The sequence below is a fragment of the Providencia sp. PROV201 genome, assembly GCF_028479545.1.
Classification (GTDB): Bacteria; Pseudomonadota; Gammaproteobacteria; order Enterobacterales; family Enterobacteriaceae; genus Providencia; species Providencia huaxiensis.
Map to the genome: position 1 here is coordinate 275,620 of NZ_JAMPNW010000002.1, position 17,532 is coordinate 293,151.

Genomic DNA, 17,532 nt, shown 5'->3' on the forward strand with positions numbered 1-17,532 from the left:
GTTAGCCTTAATTTAACAGTGAAAGTCGAAGCACTAAAGCAACGAGAGTGACGGTAAGTACAGGGAGTGTCATGATGATCCCTGTTTTAAAATAGTATCCCCATGTAATGCTCATGTTCTTTTGTGATAAAACATGCAGCCACAGCAACGTCGCCAAACTCCCTATAGGTGTAATCTTAGGCCCCAAATCGGCACCAATCACATTGGCATAAACCATTGCTTGTTGAATTAGCCCTGACGCTTCACTCCCTTCAATGGATAAAGCACCAATTAATACCGTTGGCATATTATTCATTATTGAGGATAAAAATGCAGTTATAAATCCCGTACCAATTGTTGCTGCCCATAACCCTTTGTCTGCAAGGTAATTGAGCGTTTCAGAAAGATAATCGGTTAACCCTGCATTTCTTAAACCATAAACAACCAAGTACATACCTAAAGAGAAAATGACGATTTGCCACGGTGCGCCACGTAATACTTTTTGGGTATTAATCGTATGGCCTCTGGCTGCAATCACCCAAAGAATTAAGGCGCCAATAGCCGCAATTGCACTCACTGGAAGACCTAATGGTTCTAAGACAAAGAAACCAATAAGTAGCAGTACCAATACCAGCCAACCTGCTTTAAACGTTGTCATGTCCTTAATGGCTAAAGTCGGTTCACTCAGTTTGGTAACATCATATTGTTTAGGAATATCTTTGCGGAAAAACCAATGCAGCATCGCTAATGTTGCAATAATTGCTGCAATATCCACTGGGACCATAATCGATGCATATTCAGTAAATCCAATATTAAAGAAGTCCGCAGAAACGATATTCACGAGGTTCGAAACAATCAGCGGCAAGCTCGCCGTATCTGCAATAAACCCGGCAGCCATGACAAAGGCTAATGTCGTGCCTTTGTTGAAACCAAGTGCCAATAACATCGCAATCACAATGGGCGTTAATATCAATGCTGCGCCATCATTGGCAAATAAGGCCGCAACCGTTGCACCAAGTAACACGATATAACTGAATAACAGTTTTCCTTTACCCCCGCCCCACTTGGCAACATGTAATGCCGCCCATTCAAAGAAACCACTTTCATCTAAAAGTAGGCTAATGATAATTACGGCGACAAATGTCGCCGTGGCATTCCAAACAATGTTCCAAACAATCGGGATGTCTTGAAAACTGATCACACCAAAGATCAGTGCCAATACAGCCCCTGCTGTAGCACTCCAGCCAATACCCAGTCCTTTGGGCTGCCAAATAACAAAGGTGATCGTTAAAATAAAAATGAATGCGGCAATAAACATAACAACCTCATTTAAAAGGTGCTTTTCCGCACCTTTTATTTTTAGAAAATAAAACTTATTCTGCGAGCTGACTTAATGCAGATATCCCCACAGGCTCTGTTTCAAGCAAAGGAACAATAGCAACACGTTTTGCCAATGTTGATGTCACCTTTTCAATCTGAGCGACTTCCTGTTCTGCTCTTGAAAGTAACAATGGTGAGGTTGTTTCCGTGATAGATAGACTGTTATTGATTACCCACGCCCACGGATGTATGTCTGCCCGTATTAAATCATTTTGCAAATTTTCCGCCTCAAGCACAGGCGTTGTTTCAGCGAGTGTCGTAATAATGACTTTGGTGCGTTCAGGATCTTGTAATTGCATCATCGGCGTTAAATAGTGGCCTTTTTCACCCATATTCTTAGCAATTTCTTTATGGTATGCCCCTGTTGCATCCAGAAGTAATAATGTATGCCCAGTCGGCGCAGTATCCATGACGACAAAACGTTTACCCGCGTCTCTAATGATGCGAGAAAAAGCCTGGAATACCGCAATTTCTTCAGTACAAGGAGAGCGCAAATCTTCCTCAAGTAATGCGCGCCCCTCTGCATCTAAATCTTTCCCTTTTGTTTCTAAGACATAATGACGATAACGTTCAGTTTCAGCGATAGGGTCAATTCGGCTAACTTGAAGATTCGGTAAAACACCATCGAGGGTTGATTCAATATGCGCGGCTGGATCGGATGTAGTCAGATGTACATCAAGCCCTTTTTCTGCCAATTTAACCGCGATTGATGCCGCAATCGTTGTTTTCCCTACACCACCTTTGCCCATTAACATAATCAGCCCATGCTGTTGCTGAGATATTTCGCCAACCAGTTCTGACAAGGTGGGTAAAGAAATAGGTTGTTTTGTCGGGGTAATAGTTGGAATTTGTGGCATCTCATTAGATAACAACTGCTTCAGTGCATCGACACCCACCATATTGATATTTTGTAAATAAATAATATCGACAGGTAACGAGCGTAGTGCTTCAGGCATAGATGCTAATGCCGCTTGTTCACGAGAGTAGAGCGCATGGGATAACTTATCATTTTCAGTCACCGCCGTTTCAGGGAAAACACCATTGACAATTAATTGCTGATTTCTGATACCCAGAGATGACAACTCGCTATAGGTTCTCGCAACCTCTCTCAATGCCGCTGATTGAGGTCGTGCAACTAATACTAACCTTGTTAGTGATTTATCACTCAACGCTTCCACCGCCATGCTGTACTGTTCACGTTGTTTATCAAGACCAGACATTGGCCCTAAACATGACGCACCATCAGGATTATCAGTAATAAAATCACTCCATGCACTCGGGAGTTGTAATAAACGGATGGTATGCCCCGTTGGTGCGGTATCAAAAATGATATAGTCAAATTGCTTTGTAATTTCGGTATTGGTTAACAACCCAGTAAATTCATCGAAAGCTGCAATCTCTGTGGTACAGGCACCTGATAGCTGTTCCGTAATACTTTGAATTACCGCTTCAGGTAAACTTTCTTTGATTGGATTAATAATTTTGTTTCGATATTCTTCAGCGGCAGCTTGAGGGTCTATTTCAATAGCAAATAAATTTGGAACCCATGTTATTGGCTTAATATTGTTGCCTATCGATTGAGAGAATACTTGCCCAACGTTAGAAGCTGGATCAGTGCTCACCAGTAAGACTTTTTTCCCTTTTTCAGCCAACTTAATTGCGGTCGCACAAGAAATAGAAGTTTTACCCACACCACCTTTTCCAGTAAAAAATAAATAATTAGGTGTGTTATCTAAAAATTTCATTTTATTGCTCCTGTTAACAACACGTTTTACCATTACCACAACACGATTTAACAATTTCGGCTTTTTCAATATTCGGCCGAATACCAAACCATCTTGCTAGCTCATGTCGTTTTGGGTATCGACCAGTCAGCACAATCTCACCATCAAGAATCAATAGTGGAAGTGACTCGGCGCCTGCGGTTTCCAAAAATGTTTTTGCTTTTGTGTTGTTAACGAACTCCATAGGCTCTTGCGCTAAATTAAAACGCCTTATACTTGCCCCTTGTTTTTTTAACCAATCCACATCTGTTGCGAAGTCTACCAATGCTTGATCGACTTCGGTTCCGCAAACACCAGTGCTACAGCATAATGCGGGATCAAATACTTCTAATTTTTTCATATCTCAACCTTATATATGTTTTTTCGAATATGTTAACTTAAAAATTTTTATATAGAACAGCTACTCGCAGGTTCTTTTGTCTCTAAGCTTTTGAGTAAATCTGCAACTCTATTTTTCTCTGTGGCATAGGTGACATCAATGATACTTTTCACCCACGGTAGTAATGCTGGAGATAATCGATAATGAACCCATTTACCATGTTTTGAATCGAGCAAAAGACCCGACTCTCTAAGCATTGCTAGATGTCGAGAAGTCTTTGGTTGCGATAAATTCAAGGCCGTATAGATGTCGCAAACACACAGTTCACCAGATGCTTTTAGCAGTAGCACGATATCCAGTCTGGTTTGGTCGGCTAAAATTTTAAACAGCAGTAGTGGTTCCATACTTTCTCCTATATTTAATGTGTGTAAGATATACCAAGGAAATACATTCGTCAAAACATATATATTGGCCTATGAATTATCTAAACGAACGCTATCTTTATTTATTGATAATTCCTTACTGAGGAAATTAGAACCTTTAATTTTTCAATGTAATAGTATCAAGTGTTAATACTGTCGTATAACACACTATCTGTAGCCCTTGATATTACAGGGCTAGGAGCAAACTTTGGACTTTTCGATGAAATGGGCACACAACCCCTATTATCGCGTAATCAATTTACACTAACCCCATTTTGTAAATTTGAACGTGTAGAAACTCCAGGGGAAATTGTGGAACACAACTGTGTATTACCGAAAAATCAAAAAGGTTACCATGTAATCTTAGCCATTTGGACGATATATGATACACCAAATGCATTTTACCAAGTCATTGATACAGAAATAAATTAACGTAAAAGTAAAGTTATATACAAGAAAAGGACAAGTGTTAAAATACCCACTTGCCCTTTTAAGCTTCGTTTTATTATTGATAAGCTCGATAGTTAATGGTAATTATAGTTATCACCCACTTGAATGTTGTAACTAAATGACTATAAAACAAGATTTGATTGATACGTTCAATGAATTGGAGTCACGGATAAACCAATTTAGCCTCTTGCTGCTGGAACAATCAAAACAGGTTCCATTTACAGCCCATGTATTTCAGTTACCTTCAGTTATTAAAGGTGAGGAAAATAATGAAATAGAACAAATTTCAGTACATACACTAACGGGTCATGATGCTGTTAGTGAAGCAATAAAGTTAATTAACTTATTATTTTTGCAGAATAAATCCGAAAAAATTAGCAATAAAGCCGCTATCCGCTTACCTGGCGTTATATGCATACAAACTCATTTACAGACATATCGTGACTTTAATTTGTTAATATTAAAGATTAATGAGTTAAAGATGCATATAAAGGCAATTGTCACACAAGTGAATGAACCTCATCGATTCGACTTTATCCGTGACAGTTTACACGGACTGCTGACATTAAATACCTATCGTACCCTCACCTCATTGGTTGATATCGATACAGTTAATTTTGGCTGGGCGAATAAAAAAGTTATCAATAAAGTGACCAAAGATACAGTACTAGACCGTTTACAAGCAAGTATAGATAGTGGCCGTTGCCCTCTTCATTTACCTAAAGAACATTGGCTTTTACAACTGGAAAATGAAATTCGGCTAATTGATTCCCTACCTCATAATGCGGTTTTGAAAACTCAACGCCCTGTCAAAGTTCAGCCAATAGCTCGAGTGTGGGATAAAGAGCAACAGAAACAAACGCAGTTTGCCTGTGCAACACCTTTATTCGTTTTTGCGCTCGAAAAAACAGTAGCAGAAATTAAAATCGGTGAGCTCCCCGATTACCATGCAAATAACATTGCTATTCGTAATCGACCTAAAGCAAAACAGGTTGAATTATTAATTCCTCGATTAAATTTGTATATTGAACGCTAAAAAAACACCCATCTGTAAAACAGTATGGGTGTTATATAAAGCCAGTTTAATAAGCTAGCTTAAGATTTCATGCTGCCAACCATATCTTCTGGACGAACCCAATCATTGAACTGTTCTTCAGTTAAATAGTTTAGTTTCAGTGCAGATTCTTTCAGCGTCAGCCCTTCTTTGTGTGCTTTTTTAGCAATTTCTGCCGCTTTATCGTACCCGATGTGGGTATTTAAAGCAGTTACTAACATTAACGATTCATGAAGTAATTTCTCAATGCGCTCACGATTTGGTTCAATTCCAATCGCACAGTGCTCATTAAAGCTACGCATACCATCAGCTAACAAGCGAACAGATTGTAAGAAATTATCAATTAACATTGGGCGGAATACATTCAACTCAAAATTACCTGAAGCCCCACCAATGTTCACAGCAACATCGTTCCCCATCACTTGAGCACATAACATTGTCAATGCTTCACACTGTGTCGGGTTAACTTTACCTGGCATGATTGAACTGCCTGGCTCATTTTCTGGGATAGATATTTCACCAATACCGCAGCGAGGGCCAGATGCTAACCACCTTACATCATTCGCAATTTTCATTAGAGAAGCGGCTAAACCTTTTAAAGCTCCGTGTGCGTGCACAAGGCTATCACAGGTTGCTAATGCTTCAAATTTGTTCGGAGCTGTAATAAATGGCTGGCCGGTTAATTCTGCAATTTTTTTCGCAACACGAACGGCATACTCTGGATGAGTATTTAAACCGGTCCCTACTGCTGTACCACCTAACGCTAATTCACACACATGTGGAACTGCGTTTTCAATGTGTTTTTCACTATGCGCTAACATTGCAGCCCAACCAGAAATTTCTTGGCCTAGCGTCAGCGGAGTTGCATCTTGTAAGTGAGTACGACCGATTTTTACGATATCTTTAAATTCTTTCGCTTTTGCATCTAACGTTTGATGCAAAATTTTCAGTTCAGGGAGAAGATGTTCGCGGATTGCGACGACCGCAGCAACGTGCATTGCCGTTGGGAAAACATCATTTGAACTTTGACTTTTATTCACATCATCATTAGGGTGAATAAGACGATCGTTACCACGTTGGCCACCGAGAATTTCGCTACCACGGTTAGCTAAAACCTCGTTCATGTTCATGTTACTTTGCGTACCAGAACCTGTTTGCCAAATAGCAAGAGGAAATTCCGTTGGATGTTTACCAGCTAAAACTTCGTCAGCGGCAGCAATGATTGCATCACCGCGCTCTTTAGCTAATAATCCGAGATCCATATTGACACTAGCAGCGGCTTTTTTTGTGATAGCGAGTGCGTGAATCAACGCAACAGGCATTTTTTCTACAGATATACGGAAATGTTCTAAAGAACGCTGCGTTTGCGCGCCCCACAATTGGTCAGCAGGTACTTCAATTGGTCCCATTGAGTCTTTTTCAATGCGAGTGGCTGCCATTACTATCTCCTTAGGTACATACACAGAATAATTGATTTTAGAATCATCTGCTTGCAGGTAAGCAAATAACCGAGCAGTATAATGCCACAAATTGAATTTCATTTATGAGACTTGGTCGAGCTTATTGTATTGTAGTGAAAAGGAAATCAGTTGATTTTTATGAAAAAGAGAATTTTGCTATGCTGAAAATGATAAACAAAGTCCAAAACTATGATTGGGGCAGTAAAACGGCCCTGACTAAGTTATATGGGATTTCAAACCCCGATAACTTACCAATGGCTGAACTTTGGATGGGGGCTCATCCAAAAGCAAGCTCCGAAGTTCTCGATACGGAAAAAAATCAAAGTATTCCACTTAATGTCTTAATTGATAGCGATCCTGAAGCTTATTTAGGTCAACATGTTGCACAGACGTATCATCGTTTACCTTATTTATTTAAGGTGTTATGTGCTGCTCAACCGTTGTCTGTTCAGGTGCATCCAAACAAAACTTATGCTGAAGTTGGTTTCGCCAAAGAAAATTCAGCAGGGATCCCTTTAGATTCCCCAATACGTAATTATAAAGATGATAACCACAAACCTGAACTGATCTTCGCATTAACACCTTTTAAAGCGATGAATGCCTTTCGCCCACTAAATGAAATCGCTCAGCTTCTGGATTTTGTTTCTGCTGCCCATCCTGATATTCAGTTATTTGTTCAGGACCCCACTGAAGAAAAATTATCACGTTTATTTGCACAAATTCTTAACCTAACGGGTGAACAAAAAGATTTAGCACTTGGTGTATTGAAAGCAGCATTGAACAGCCGACAAGGTGAACCATGGAACTCAATAAAGCAAATGGTTAGTCTGTATCCTGAAGATAATGGGTTATTTACCCCTCTTCTTCTTAACATCGTTGAATTAGAACCTGGTGAAGCGATGTTTTTATATGCCAGAACGCCACATGCTTATCTAGAAGGTGTCGGGTTAGAGGTTATGGCAAATTCAGATAATGTACTGCGTGCAGGGTTAACAAATAAGCATATAGATATTCCAGAGTTGATTGCGAATATTGACTTTAAGCCTACGTTTGCAAAGGATTTATTGAACACCCCCGAAAAATCTGGAAATATCTGGAAATATAATATTCCAGTAGAAGATTTTGCATTTAATATATATTCTATAAGCCACTCGGAAGTTGTGCTATCTAATAATAGTGCCTCAATTTTGTTCTGTATTGAAGGCCAGTTAGTTCTGCATTCAAGTAATGATGAAATATGCGTTAATTCAGGTGAGTCTGTATTCTTACCTGCTTATGAGAAAAGCATAACCATTAATGGCAGTGGTAAACTAGCCCGAGTATTTAACAAATAGTGTCATATTCTGTATTTAACCGTCTTTATTGCATGAAGATGGTTACTTAAAACTTTTATAAATTTATAAGTACGGCAATAACGTACTGAAAGGATGGATGTTTATAATGAAAAAGTCATTAGTCGCGGTTGGTGTTATTGTTGCTCTAGGTGCAGTGTGGACCGGTGCTTCATGGTATACAGGTTCTAAAGTAAAAGATGAACTTGATAGAGTAATCCTCAAAACCAACGATTTTTTTGCTGTAAATGTGCCTGAGTCGGGTTTGAACTTTAAAGTAGAAAATTATGAAAAAGGCGTATTTTCATCTAAAGCAGATATTGTAATCACCTCTGCAGACTCAGTCTCACCAGACGACTCCATTGTATTCAAAACGAATATTGATCATGGCCCATTCCCATTATCACAAGTTGCTAAGTTTAATTTATTACCTAAATTAGCAGCAACACAAATTGAATTAGCTAATAACGCAACCACAAAAGAATTGTTTGAAGCAACACAAGGTAAACCTTTTATTCATGGTTCCGCTGTTATTGGCTATAGCAAAAGTATTGATACCAGCTTAGAACTGATCCCTATCGAATATAAGAAAGATGATGTTTCATTATCATTCAGTGGTTCGAAGTTCGATGTATCAACAACCTCTGACCTTGCTGCTGTAGATGCAACTTTAGTGACGGATAATTTAGTTATTGGTAAAAAAGATAACTCTGAATCCATGACTTTAAAAGGTTTAAAATTAGTCTCTAATGTAGAAAAGTCACAATATGGCTTCTACACTGGAACCCAGTCATTTGTTATTGCGGATACAGATTTCAACATCCCTGAAACCAAATTCTCTTTTAAAGATTTCAAAATTTCAAGTGATACCTCTATTACTGGCGAAGATGTAAAAGGAAATATTTCTTATAGCATCGCTGATTTAAAAGCATTAGAGCAAAACTTAGGTTCTGGCGAATTAACTGTTGCTATTGAAAAATTAGATGCTAAAGCATTAGGTAAATTCGTTGAACAATATAATGAAGCTTTAGCGCAAGGTTTAGCTAGCGGAGATCCTACTGAAGCTACAGAGCGTTTAGCAATGGAGATGATGTCTACAACATTACCAGAGCTAATGAAAAGCAAGCCTGTATTTACGGTTAGCCCTTTCTACTGGAAAAATGAAGCTGGCCAAAGCTCAGTTGACCTAAACATCACATTCAATAAATGGAACCAAGACGAAATGACTGCGTTAGCAATGTCTAACAAAGTTGATGAAGCTATCAAGCAACTCATTACGTCTTTCGATTTCAATTTAAAACTGAATAAACCAATGATGATCGAATCAATGACTCAAGCAATGATTATTGATCAAGGTGTACCAGTTGATGCAGAAGCTAAAAAAGAAATGAAAGGCATGATCACCTCTGAGTTTGAAGGTGTTCAGCAAATGCTTACTTCAGATATGTTCTCTTCTCCATTTGAAGAAATGTTTATGACTGATGAAGAACGTGCTGAAAAAGCTAAGCAGAAAAAATCACCATGGATGATTGATAGCGAAAATGACTTAACTATGACTATCAAATTTGCAGGTAATGACCTGACATTCAATAATGATAAATATACCTTAGCTGAATTCCTCACTAAGATGAAAATGATGTCTAGCCCAGAAGATGCATTAGAATATGAAGCTGTACCTGCTCCAGACGCAGAGCCAGCACCAGAAATGGAAGTTGAGCCTGAGTTAGCTCCACAAGAAGCACCAGCTAACTAATTTGACTCAATACCATCTAATGACGAAAGCCAGTTAATATTAGCTGGCTTTTTTATTACATCACGAAATAAACGTGATATATATCGCAATATGAATGTAATAATTAATCTCGTTTCACATTTTTCGTGATTCGTAATTGCCTTTAATGAAATAAAAGTCAAAATAAGGATAGAAAATAGATAAAGGATCATTCCGTGATTAATACACATTTACCTTTAACCGATTTACACCGCCACCTCGATGGCAATATTCGTCCAGAAACGATCCTCTCCTTAGCAGAACAGCATCATATTCAATTACCTGCTACAGAGATTGAAGCATTGCGCCCTCACGTCCAGATTATAGGACAAGAAGCTGACTTAGTTGGTTTCTTAGCAAAACTTGATTGGGGGGTCGCTGTTTTAGCAAACTTAGATGCCTGTCGCCGCGTGGCATTTGAAAATGTTGAAGATGCCTTTAATGCAGGTATCGATTACGCAGAGCTACGTTTCTCTCCTTACTATATGGCGATGAAGCACCAATTGCCTGTTGAAGGTGTAGTTGAAGCCATTGTTGATGGTGTACGTGCAGGGTGCCAACAATTTGATATTAAAATTAATTTAATTGGTATTTTAAGCCGCACTTTTGGCCAACAAGCCTGTACAGCTGAGCTGCAAGGATTATTAGCGCATCGAGATCATTTATGCGCATTAGATTTAGCAGGAGATGAGCTCGGATTCCCTGGAGAGCTCTTTGAGTCACATTTTATTAAAGCTAGAGATACTGGGTTAAATATTACTGTTCATGCAGGTGAAGCGGCTGGAGCAGACAGTATTTGGCATGCCATTAAGGTATTAGGCGCACAACGAATTGGTCATGGCGTTAAAGCAATAGAAGACCCTGCTCTAATTGAGTATTTAGTAAAACATCAAATTGGCATGGAAAGCTGTTTAACGTCGAATATTCAAACAAGCACAGTTCCATCCTTAGCTCAACACCCATTGAAAACCTTTTTGCAACACGGTGTTTTGGCTTCAATTAATACAGATGACCCTGCAGTTCAAGGGATTGAGCTACGCCATGAATATGAAGTGGCTGCCCCACAAGCTGGTTTAACGGCAGCAGAAATAGAACAAGCACAACGAAATGGTCTGAGTATGGCATTTTTATCGGATAGTGAGAAAAAAGTGCTCTTACATAAAGCTGCTACTCGTTAATTTAAATTTCTTAAGGGCATTTGTTAGAATGCCCTTTTTAATTTTCAAGCCACTTTCCTATATTATTGTATTTCTACGTTTATACACAGACACACGACTCTCCTTTTACTAGCTCACCTTCTGTATTCAATGTACAAGTACAGTTGTTAATTTAGCGATTATTAAACCCACTGTATGTTGTAACTAAATATAGCTAATCCTATAAATCAATAGCAAAAATATGAGGGGTTACTAATCCCCCTCAATCTTAGAATACTTATTTCATCGATAACCGTTTAGCATAGCGCTGAGCAAGTACAGCGCTGACCATCAGTTGTATTTGGTGAAAGATCATCAATGGCAATAAAATAACCCCCACTGTTGCAGCAGGAAACAACACATTCGCCATTGGGACTCCATTAGCTAAACTCTTTTTCGAACCACAAAACACAATGGTAATTTCATCTTCTTTGCTAAAACCTAACAACCGTGCAGCCAACGTATTAAATACAATGATAATAAATAAGATAACGCAAGTGACAACCACAATCATAAATAGTGAAAATGCGTCTATTTTCTGCCAAATCCCCTCTACCACCGCTTCACTGAATGCCACATAAACGACCAATAATATTGAAGACCGGTCAGTCATATTAACTAATTTGCGATTACGGTTTATCCAATTGGCAATCAGCGGCCGAGATAAATGCCCCACAATAAATGGCAGCATCAATTGCATTAGAATGGAGCCTATCGCATTAAGCGTATCCATGGCTTGGCTGCCATCAGCATCCATCAATAAGCCCACTAAGATTGGCGAAAGAAAAACCCCAAGAATACTCGACGCCGATGCACTACAAATAGCTGCAGCAATATTCCCCCCCGCTACCGATGTGAATGCAATGGCTGACTGTACAGTTGCAGGTAAAGCACATAGGTATAAAAAGCCCATATATACAGTGGGTGACATCCATTTCGGAACAATCACGGCAAGTCCTAGGCCTACGATAGGAAATACAATGAATGTACTCGCAAAAACCAAGAGGTGTAGGCGCCAATGCCCTATTCCTGCCATGATTGATTCACGAGATAATTTAGCCCCATGCATAAAGAATAATAATGCAATTGCAGCAGTCGTTAAATATTGAAACGCCGTTTTTATATCGCCTTCACAAGGAAAAAGACTGGCTAGAATGACAACGCCAATCATGATAAGTAAAAATGGGTCTATTCTCAGTTTAGCTAGCAAATTCATTCGATTATCCATAATAAAAGCCAGTTATATTAACTGGCCTTATAGTGAGCGTTGATGACATTAAAAGATTGCTTCAATTGTCCGTTTTTCTTTTGCCGAACGTATACCTGCTTCAATAAGTTTCATAATATCTATCGCTTCGCTCGGAGTGACTGGGTTTGGTTTACCATGGCGAATCGCATCATATATCCCTTGATAATAACCACCATAATTTCCGCGTTGGTTTGGCCAAGATTGAGTTATAAGCTCATCACCTTGTGACAGCGTCACATTACCCATGTTGGTATCAGTTCCCCAATCAGCCCCTTCTGGACGTTGGCCGCTCTTTAAGCAGTCTTCTTGGGTGTCTAAACCATATTTAACATAGCTACCATTCATACCATGAATAACATATATCGGCGTTGGTGCAGCGGCTAATGTTGTTGCATGTAATACCACTTTTTTATCTGCATACTGCAAAACAGCATGAAAGTAATCCACTGCCTGTGCATTAGGGCGGATCATGGCAAGATCAACGTTGATCCCTAAAGGCCTACCAAAATATTGCAAGACTTGGTCTAACAAATGTGGCCCTAAGTCGTACCAAATACCGGCTCCGGGTATATCGGCTTCACGCCAACGTTGCCTAACTAGCGGCCGATAACGGTCAAAATGGGATTCATAGTATTTAATATCCCCTAGCTTACCTTCTTCTAAGATCTTTTTAACGGTTAAAAAACCTGAATCCCATCGACGGTTATGATAAACCGACAGTAGTTTTCCAACTTGCTCCGCTTGTTGTTTTAATTGCTCTGCCTGTGAGACATCTAACGTAAAGGGTTTATCAACAACTACATGTTTTCCAGCTGCCAATGCCGCTTGTGCAAGGGGGAAGTGAGTATCATTAGGTGTAGGAATGACAACTAATTCGATATCTTTATCCGCAAAAACAGCTTCTGGAGATGCAGCAACATGAATATTTGGCCAATCTGCCTTAACCTTATTGGGGTCACTGCTAGAAATCGTTGCCAAATCATACCCTTCTAAAATACCAAGGAAAGGTGCATGAAATGTTTTGCTTGCATAGCCATATCCGATGATCGCGACTTTAATTGGTTTAGACATTTAGACCTCATACAACGATAAACACAAGTGGAGATAAAAAGTACCATCAGAAGGAATGAAATGGCAAATAAATCTATGATAGGATTGTAAATTGTCCAGCGATTTTGCCAAAATGGGTTTTATTAATTATGACTTCAGTTTATGACGCTAACCGCATCACTGGCTGGCTATTAGTTCCAGCGATCTATTTGTTATTAACCTTTTTAGCTGTTTGCAGTATGACTGTCATGTATTGCATTAAATTTTATGAGATTGTCACGACTGTTGACCATTGGACACGTTTTATTCCTGCCGCTTGGTATTTGTCATTCGCCATTGCTATTGGGATGACTATTTTCAGTATCCATGTGTTGCAACTGATGTTTTCTCGTTCAAAACATTTCCCTCGCCGTTTTATTATTTGGCTGCTTATTTTATTATTATTAGGCATAAAAACCTTCGCTTTTTCACCTATTGACGATGAAACTGCTTTGCAAGTCCTTGCATGGCCTTTAATTGGCGCCGGTTTCTTTGTCCCTTATTTCAAGCGTTCCCAACGTGTAAAAATGACTTTCACACAAGATCGATAAGCATCATATAAATTGCTTGATATCATAATGATAGTTTAACTGGCTGCGGCCAGTTTTTGTTCTTTTTTCATTTCAGGCAATAGCATGACTGATTATTTATTACTCTTTGTTGGAACAGTGTTGGTTAACAACTTCGTCCTCGTTAAATTCCTTGGCTTATGCCCTTTTATGGGCGTCTCAAAAAAACTCGAACCGGCCATTGGGATGGGCTTAGCAACGACGTTTGTTATGACATTGGCGTCAATCAGTTCTTGGTTGATTGACACACTTATCCTCATTCCTCTCGACCTCATCTATTTGCGGACGCTAAGCTTTATTTTAGCGATTGCTGTCGTTGTACAGTTCACTGAAATGGTGGTCAGGAAAACGAGCCCAACGCTCTACCGTTTACTCGGCATTTTTCTGCCTTTAATTACCACCAACTGTGCAGTTCTTGGTGTTGCCTTATTAAATATTAATATGTCTCATACTTTTATGCAGTCTGCCGTATACGGTTTTGGCGCTGCTGTGGGTTTCTCATTAGTGATGGTTTTATTTGCCGCTATTCGCGAACGTCTAGCTGTTGCCAATGTTCCAGCCCCTTTTAAGGGCTCGTCAATTGGCTTGATTACCGCTGGCTTGATGTCTCTCGCGTTTATGGGCTTTAGTGGTTTGGTGAAATTCTAATGATGTCTGTATGGATTGCTATCGGTATATTAGCCGTTTTTGGCCTAGTATTTGGGCTGATGTTAGGGTATGCCTCATTACGCTTCAAAGTTGAAGCTGACCCGATTGTCGAACAAGTTGAAGCAATATTACCTCAAAGCCAGTGCGGTCAATGCAGTTACCCTGGTTGCCGTCCTTACGCTGAAGCGGTTGCCAATAATGGGGAAATGATCAACAAATGCGCCCCAGGTGGCGAACAGGTCATGCTGAAAATCGCTGAATTGCTTAATGTCGACCCTCAACCGATTGATGGCGATGAAGCCGCGCAAAACCCCGTCCGTAAAGTTGCTATTATCGACGAAGAAAACTGCATTGGTTGTACTAAATGCATCCAAGCTTGCCCTGTTGATGCCATTGTGGGTGCAACCCGCGCCATGCACACTGTGATTGAAGACTTGTGTACCGGCTGTGACTTATGCGTCGCCCCTTGCCCTACAGACTGTATTGAACTTGTTCCTGTGAAAACGACTACAGCCAATTGGAAATGGGATTTAAACACCATCCCTGTAAAAAATATTAGTGTTGAACCCAATGAACAGCTTGTCTCTAAAGTAAGAGGTGAAACTCATGCTTAAGCTCTTTAATTGGTTGAAAAAAGATAATATATGGGATTTCAAAGGTGGGATCCATCCGCCTGAAATGAAGCTACAATCTAGCCAGACACCGATGCGTATTGCATCAGTGCCCGATGAGTTGTTTATTCCATTACAACAACATTTGGGCCCTGAGGGAGAACTAATTGTTCAGGTTGGTGACTCAGTATTAAAAGGCCAGCCATTAACTAAAGGGCTTGGGCGTACTGTTCCTGTTCATGCATCAACTTCAGGGGTGATCACTGCAATTGAACCTATGGTAACGGCACACCCTTCTGGTTTAAAAGAATTGTGTGTGCGTATTGCAGCCGATGGCCATGATACATGGTGTACTTTGTCCCCAGAGCCTAATTACGTTCAACTAACCCGTGCTGAATTACTGCAAAAAATTGAACAAGCTGGGATAGCCGGCCTCGGTGGTGCAGGTTTCCCAACCGCATCAAAATTGGCCGGAGGTCAAGATGCGATTAAAACATTAATCATTAATGCAGCTGAATGTGAGCCTTATATCACAGCTGATGATAGGTTAATGCAAGAACATGCACAGGAAGTCATTGAAGGCTGTCGTGTTTTACAGCATTTATTGAACCCTGACCAAATATTAATTGGTATTGAAGACAATAAACCTGAGGCTATTCAGGCACTCAAAGATGCGATAACGCCACAAGATAAACAGGTATTCATTAGGGTTATACCAACTAAATATCCATCTGGTGGTGCTAAACAACTGACAAAAATTTTGACAGGAAAAGAAGTGCCGTCTGGTGCGCGTTCTTCACAAATTGGTGTGTTGATGCAAAACGTCGGTACTGTGGTCGCCATTAAACGCGCGGTTGTTGATGGCCAGCCATTGATTGAACGAGTGGTAACTGTCACCGGAGAAGCAATCAGTAAACCGGGTAATTTTTGGACTCGTTTAGGGACTCCAGTTAAACATCTATTACAGCAATCCGGTTTTAACCCAGAGCCAGAACAAATGGTTATTATGGGGGGGCCTTTAATGGGCTTTACCCTACCCGACCTGAATGTCCCTGTCGTAAAAATTTGCAACTGCTTACTGGTCCCCACAATGGAAGAAATGGGACCTAAAGCACTAGAAGAAGCGTGTATTCGTTGTGGGTTATGTGTCGATGCCTGCCCAGCCGCGTTACTTCCTCAGCAACTTTATTGGTTCAGTAAAGGGGATGAACACGAAAAAGCGCAAAAACATAATTTATTTGACTGCATAGAGTGCGGTGCATGTGCTTATGTATGCCCAAGTAATATTCCGTTAGTGCAATATTATCGCCAAGAAAAAGCGGAAATTCGTGAAATTGCTCAAGAAGAGCGCCGAGCTGCTGAAGCTAAATTACGTTTTGAAGCAAAACAGTTGCGTATGGAACGTGATAAACAAGCACGAGAAGAACGCCATAAAAAAGCCGCGGTACAAGTTGATAGCGCGGATAAAGATGCAGTTAATGCAGCCTTGGCTCGAGTTAAAACCAAACAAGCAGCGACCGCGGAACCCATTAAGATTATTTCGGGTGAACTGCCAGACAATAGTGCGGTGATTGCTGCTCGCGAAGCCCGTAAAGCTCAAGCCCGTGCAAAACAAGCTGAAAAACTGGCTAATGCACAAACAGAGCCCGTTGACACAGCGGCCACGGATGATCCTCGTAAAGATGCTGTCGCAGCCGCCATTGCCCGTGCGAAAGCCAAAAAAGCGGCGCAAGCGCAACCTGCAAATGAGCCAGTTGCTGAAGCAGTCACTGACGCAGACGTTGACCCGCGCAAAGCCGCTGTCGCAGCCGCCATTGCCCGTGCGAAAGCTAAAAAAGCGGCGCAAGCGAAACCTGTAACTGAGCCAGTTGCTGAAGCAGTCACTGATGCAGACGTGGACCCACGCAAAGCTGCTGTCGCAGCCGCCATTGCGCGTGCGAAAGCCAAAAAAGCGGCGCAAGCGCAACCTGCAATTGAGCCGGTTGCCGAAGCAGTCACTGATGCAGACGTTGACCCGCGCAAAGCCGCTGTCGCAGCCGCCATTGCCCGTGCGAAAGCCAAAAAAACGGCGCAAGCGGAACCTGCAATTGATCCAGTCGCCGAAGCAGTCACTGACGCAGACGTTGACCCGCGCAAAGCCGCTGTCGCAGCTGCCATTGCACGTGCGAAAGCCAAAAAAGCGGCGCAAGTAGAACCTGTAACTGAGCCGGTTGCCGAAGC

At 40.7% G+C, this 17,532-nt stretch carries 16 protein-coding genes; 9 read left to right on the plus strand and 7 right to left on the minus strand.

The window, feature by feature from the left end; all coding sequences use genetic code 11:
* Positions 1 to 7: 7 nt before the first annotated feature.
* The 4 genes from PR809_RS03210 to PR809_RS03225 are packed head-to-tail and all read right to left on the minus strand — an operon-like array spanning position 8 to position 3,866.
* Positions 8 to 1,297, minus strand: a complete 1,290-nt coding sequence (locus PR809_RS03210; protein WP_042849114.1) for an arsenic transporter — start codon at positions 1,295 to 1,297, stop codon at positions 8 to 10.
* 55 nt (positions 1,298 to 1,352) lie between these two features.
* Positions 1,353 to 3,104, minus strand: a complete 1,752-nt coding sequence (gene arsA / locus PR809_RS03215) for an arsenical pump-driving ATPase (protein WP_102140129.1) — start codon at positions 3,102 to 3,104, stop codon at positions 1,353 to 1,355.
* A 13-nt stretch (positions 3,105 to 3,117) separates the two neighbouring features.
* Positions 3,118 to 3,483 (minus strand): arsenite efflux transporter metallochaperone ArsD, encoded by a 366-nt coding sequence (arsD, locus tag PR809_RS03220; RefSeq protein WP_042847034.1) that lies wholly within the window; start codon positions 3,481 to 3,483, stop codon positions 3,118 to 3,120.
* Positions 3,484 to 3,530: 47 nt separating this feature from the next.
* Complete coding sequence (locus PR809_RS03225) at positions 3,531 to 3,866, minus strand: metalloregulator ArsR/SmtB family transcription factor (RefSeq protein WP_042847035.1); 336 nt, start codon at positions 3,864 to 3,866, stop codon at positions 3,531 to 3,533.
* Positions 3,867 to 4,109: 243 nt separating this feature from the next.
* Here PR809_RS03225 and PR809_RS03230 point away from each other — a divergent pair, with 243 nt between their 5' ends.
* Entirely contained in the window at positions 4,110 to 4,316 is a 207-nt protein-coding gene (locus PR809_RS03230; protein WP_241098621.1) for a lytic polysaccharide monooxygenase, read from the plus strand.
* Positions 4,317 to 4,452: 136 nt separating this feature from the next.
* A complete protein-coding gene (gene tus, locus PR809_RS03235; protein WP_206276061.1) occupies positions 4,453 to 5,370 on the plus strand; it encodes a DNA replication terminus site-binding protein in 918 nt (305 codons plus the stop codon).
* A gap of 59 nt (positions 5,371 to 5,429) precedes the next feature.
* On the opposite strand, the gene fumC is transcribed toward tus, so the two are convergent.
* On the minus strand, positions 5,430 to 6,827 hold the full coding sequence (gene fumC, locus PR809_RS03240; protein WP_102138595.1) for a class II fumarate hydratase: 1,398 nt from the start codon (positions 6,825 to 6,827) through the stop codon (positions 5,430 to 5,432).
* Positions 6,828 to 7,006: 179 nt separating this feature from the next.
* On the opposite strand from fumC, the gene manA reads away from it, so the two are divergent.
* From manA to add, 3 genes are all read left to right on the plus strand, one after another.
* Entirely contained in the window at positions 7,007 to 8,182 is a 1,176-nt protein-coding gene (gene manA / locus PR809_RS03245; protein ID WP_195698720.1) for a mannose-6-phosphate isomerase, read from the plus strand.
* A 106-nt stretch (positions 8,183 to 8,288) separates the two neighbouring features.
* Positions 8,289 to 9,932, plus strand: coding sequence for a YdgA family protein (locus PR809_RS03250; RefSeq protein WP_195698721.1), 1,644 nt, complete (start codon positions 8,289 to 8,291; stop codon positions 9,930 to 9,932).
* A 194-nt stretch (positions 9,933 to 10,126) separates the two neighbouring features.
* Complete coding sequence (gene add, locus PR809_RS03255) at positions 10,127 to 11,128, plus strand: adenosine deaminase (RefSeq protein ID WP_206276062.1); 1,002 nt, start codon at positions 10,127 to 10,129, stop codon at positions 11,126 to 11,128.
* Between the two features lie 256 nt (positions 11,129 to 11,384).
* On the opposite strand, the gene PR809_RS03260 is transcribed toward add, so the two are convergent.
* A complete protein-coding gene (locus PR809_RS03260; protein ID WP_102138598.1) occupies positions 11,385 to 12,362 on the minus strand; it encodes a bile acid:sodium symporter family protein in 978 nt (325 codons plus the stop codon).
* 60 nt (positions 12,363 to 12,422) lie between these two features.
* Complete coding sequence (locus PR809_RS03265) at positions 12,423 to 13,466, minus strand: oxidoreductase (RefSeq protein WP_206276063.1); 1,044 nt, start codon at positions 13,464 to 13,466, stop codon at positions 12,423 to 12,425.
* A 128-nt stretch (positions 13,467 to 13,594) separates the two neighbouring features.
* Here PR809_RS03265 and PR809_RS03270 point away from each other — a divergent pair, with 128 nt between their 5' ends.
* The 4 genes from PR809_RS03270 to rsxC form a co-directional block, all read left to right on the plus strand.
* Positions 13,595 to 14,035, plus strand: coding sequence for a DUF2569 domain-containing protein (locus PR809_RS03270; RefSeq protein WP_102138600.1), 441 nt, complete (start codon positions 13,595 to 13,597; stop codon positions 14,033 to 14,035).
* Positions 14,036 to 14,119: 84 nt separating this feature from the next.
* Positions 14,120 to 14,701, plus strand: coding sequence for an electron transport complex subunit RsxA (gene rsxA, locus PR809_RS03275; protein WP_004910983.1), 582 nt, complete (start codon positions 14,120 to 14,122; stop codon positions 14,699 to 14,701).
* Positions 14,701 to 15,315: an electron transport complex subunit RsxB gene (gene rsxB / locus PR809_RS03280; protein ID WP_102138601.1), complete on the plus strand. Its 615-nt coding sequence runs from the start codon at positions 14,701 to 14,703 to the stop codon at positions 15,313 to 15,315. Before rsxA ends, rsxB begins: the two co-directional genes overlap by 1 nt.
* A partial coding sequence (gene rsxC / locus PR809_RS03285) for an electron transport complex subunit RsxC (RefSeq protein WP_272524440.1) occupies positions 15,308 to 17,532 on the plus strand: 2,225 nt, incomplete at its 3' end. The genes rsxB and rsxC, both read left to right, overlap by 8 nt.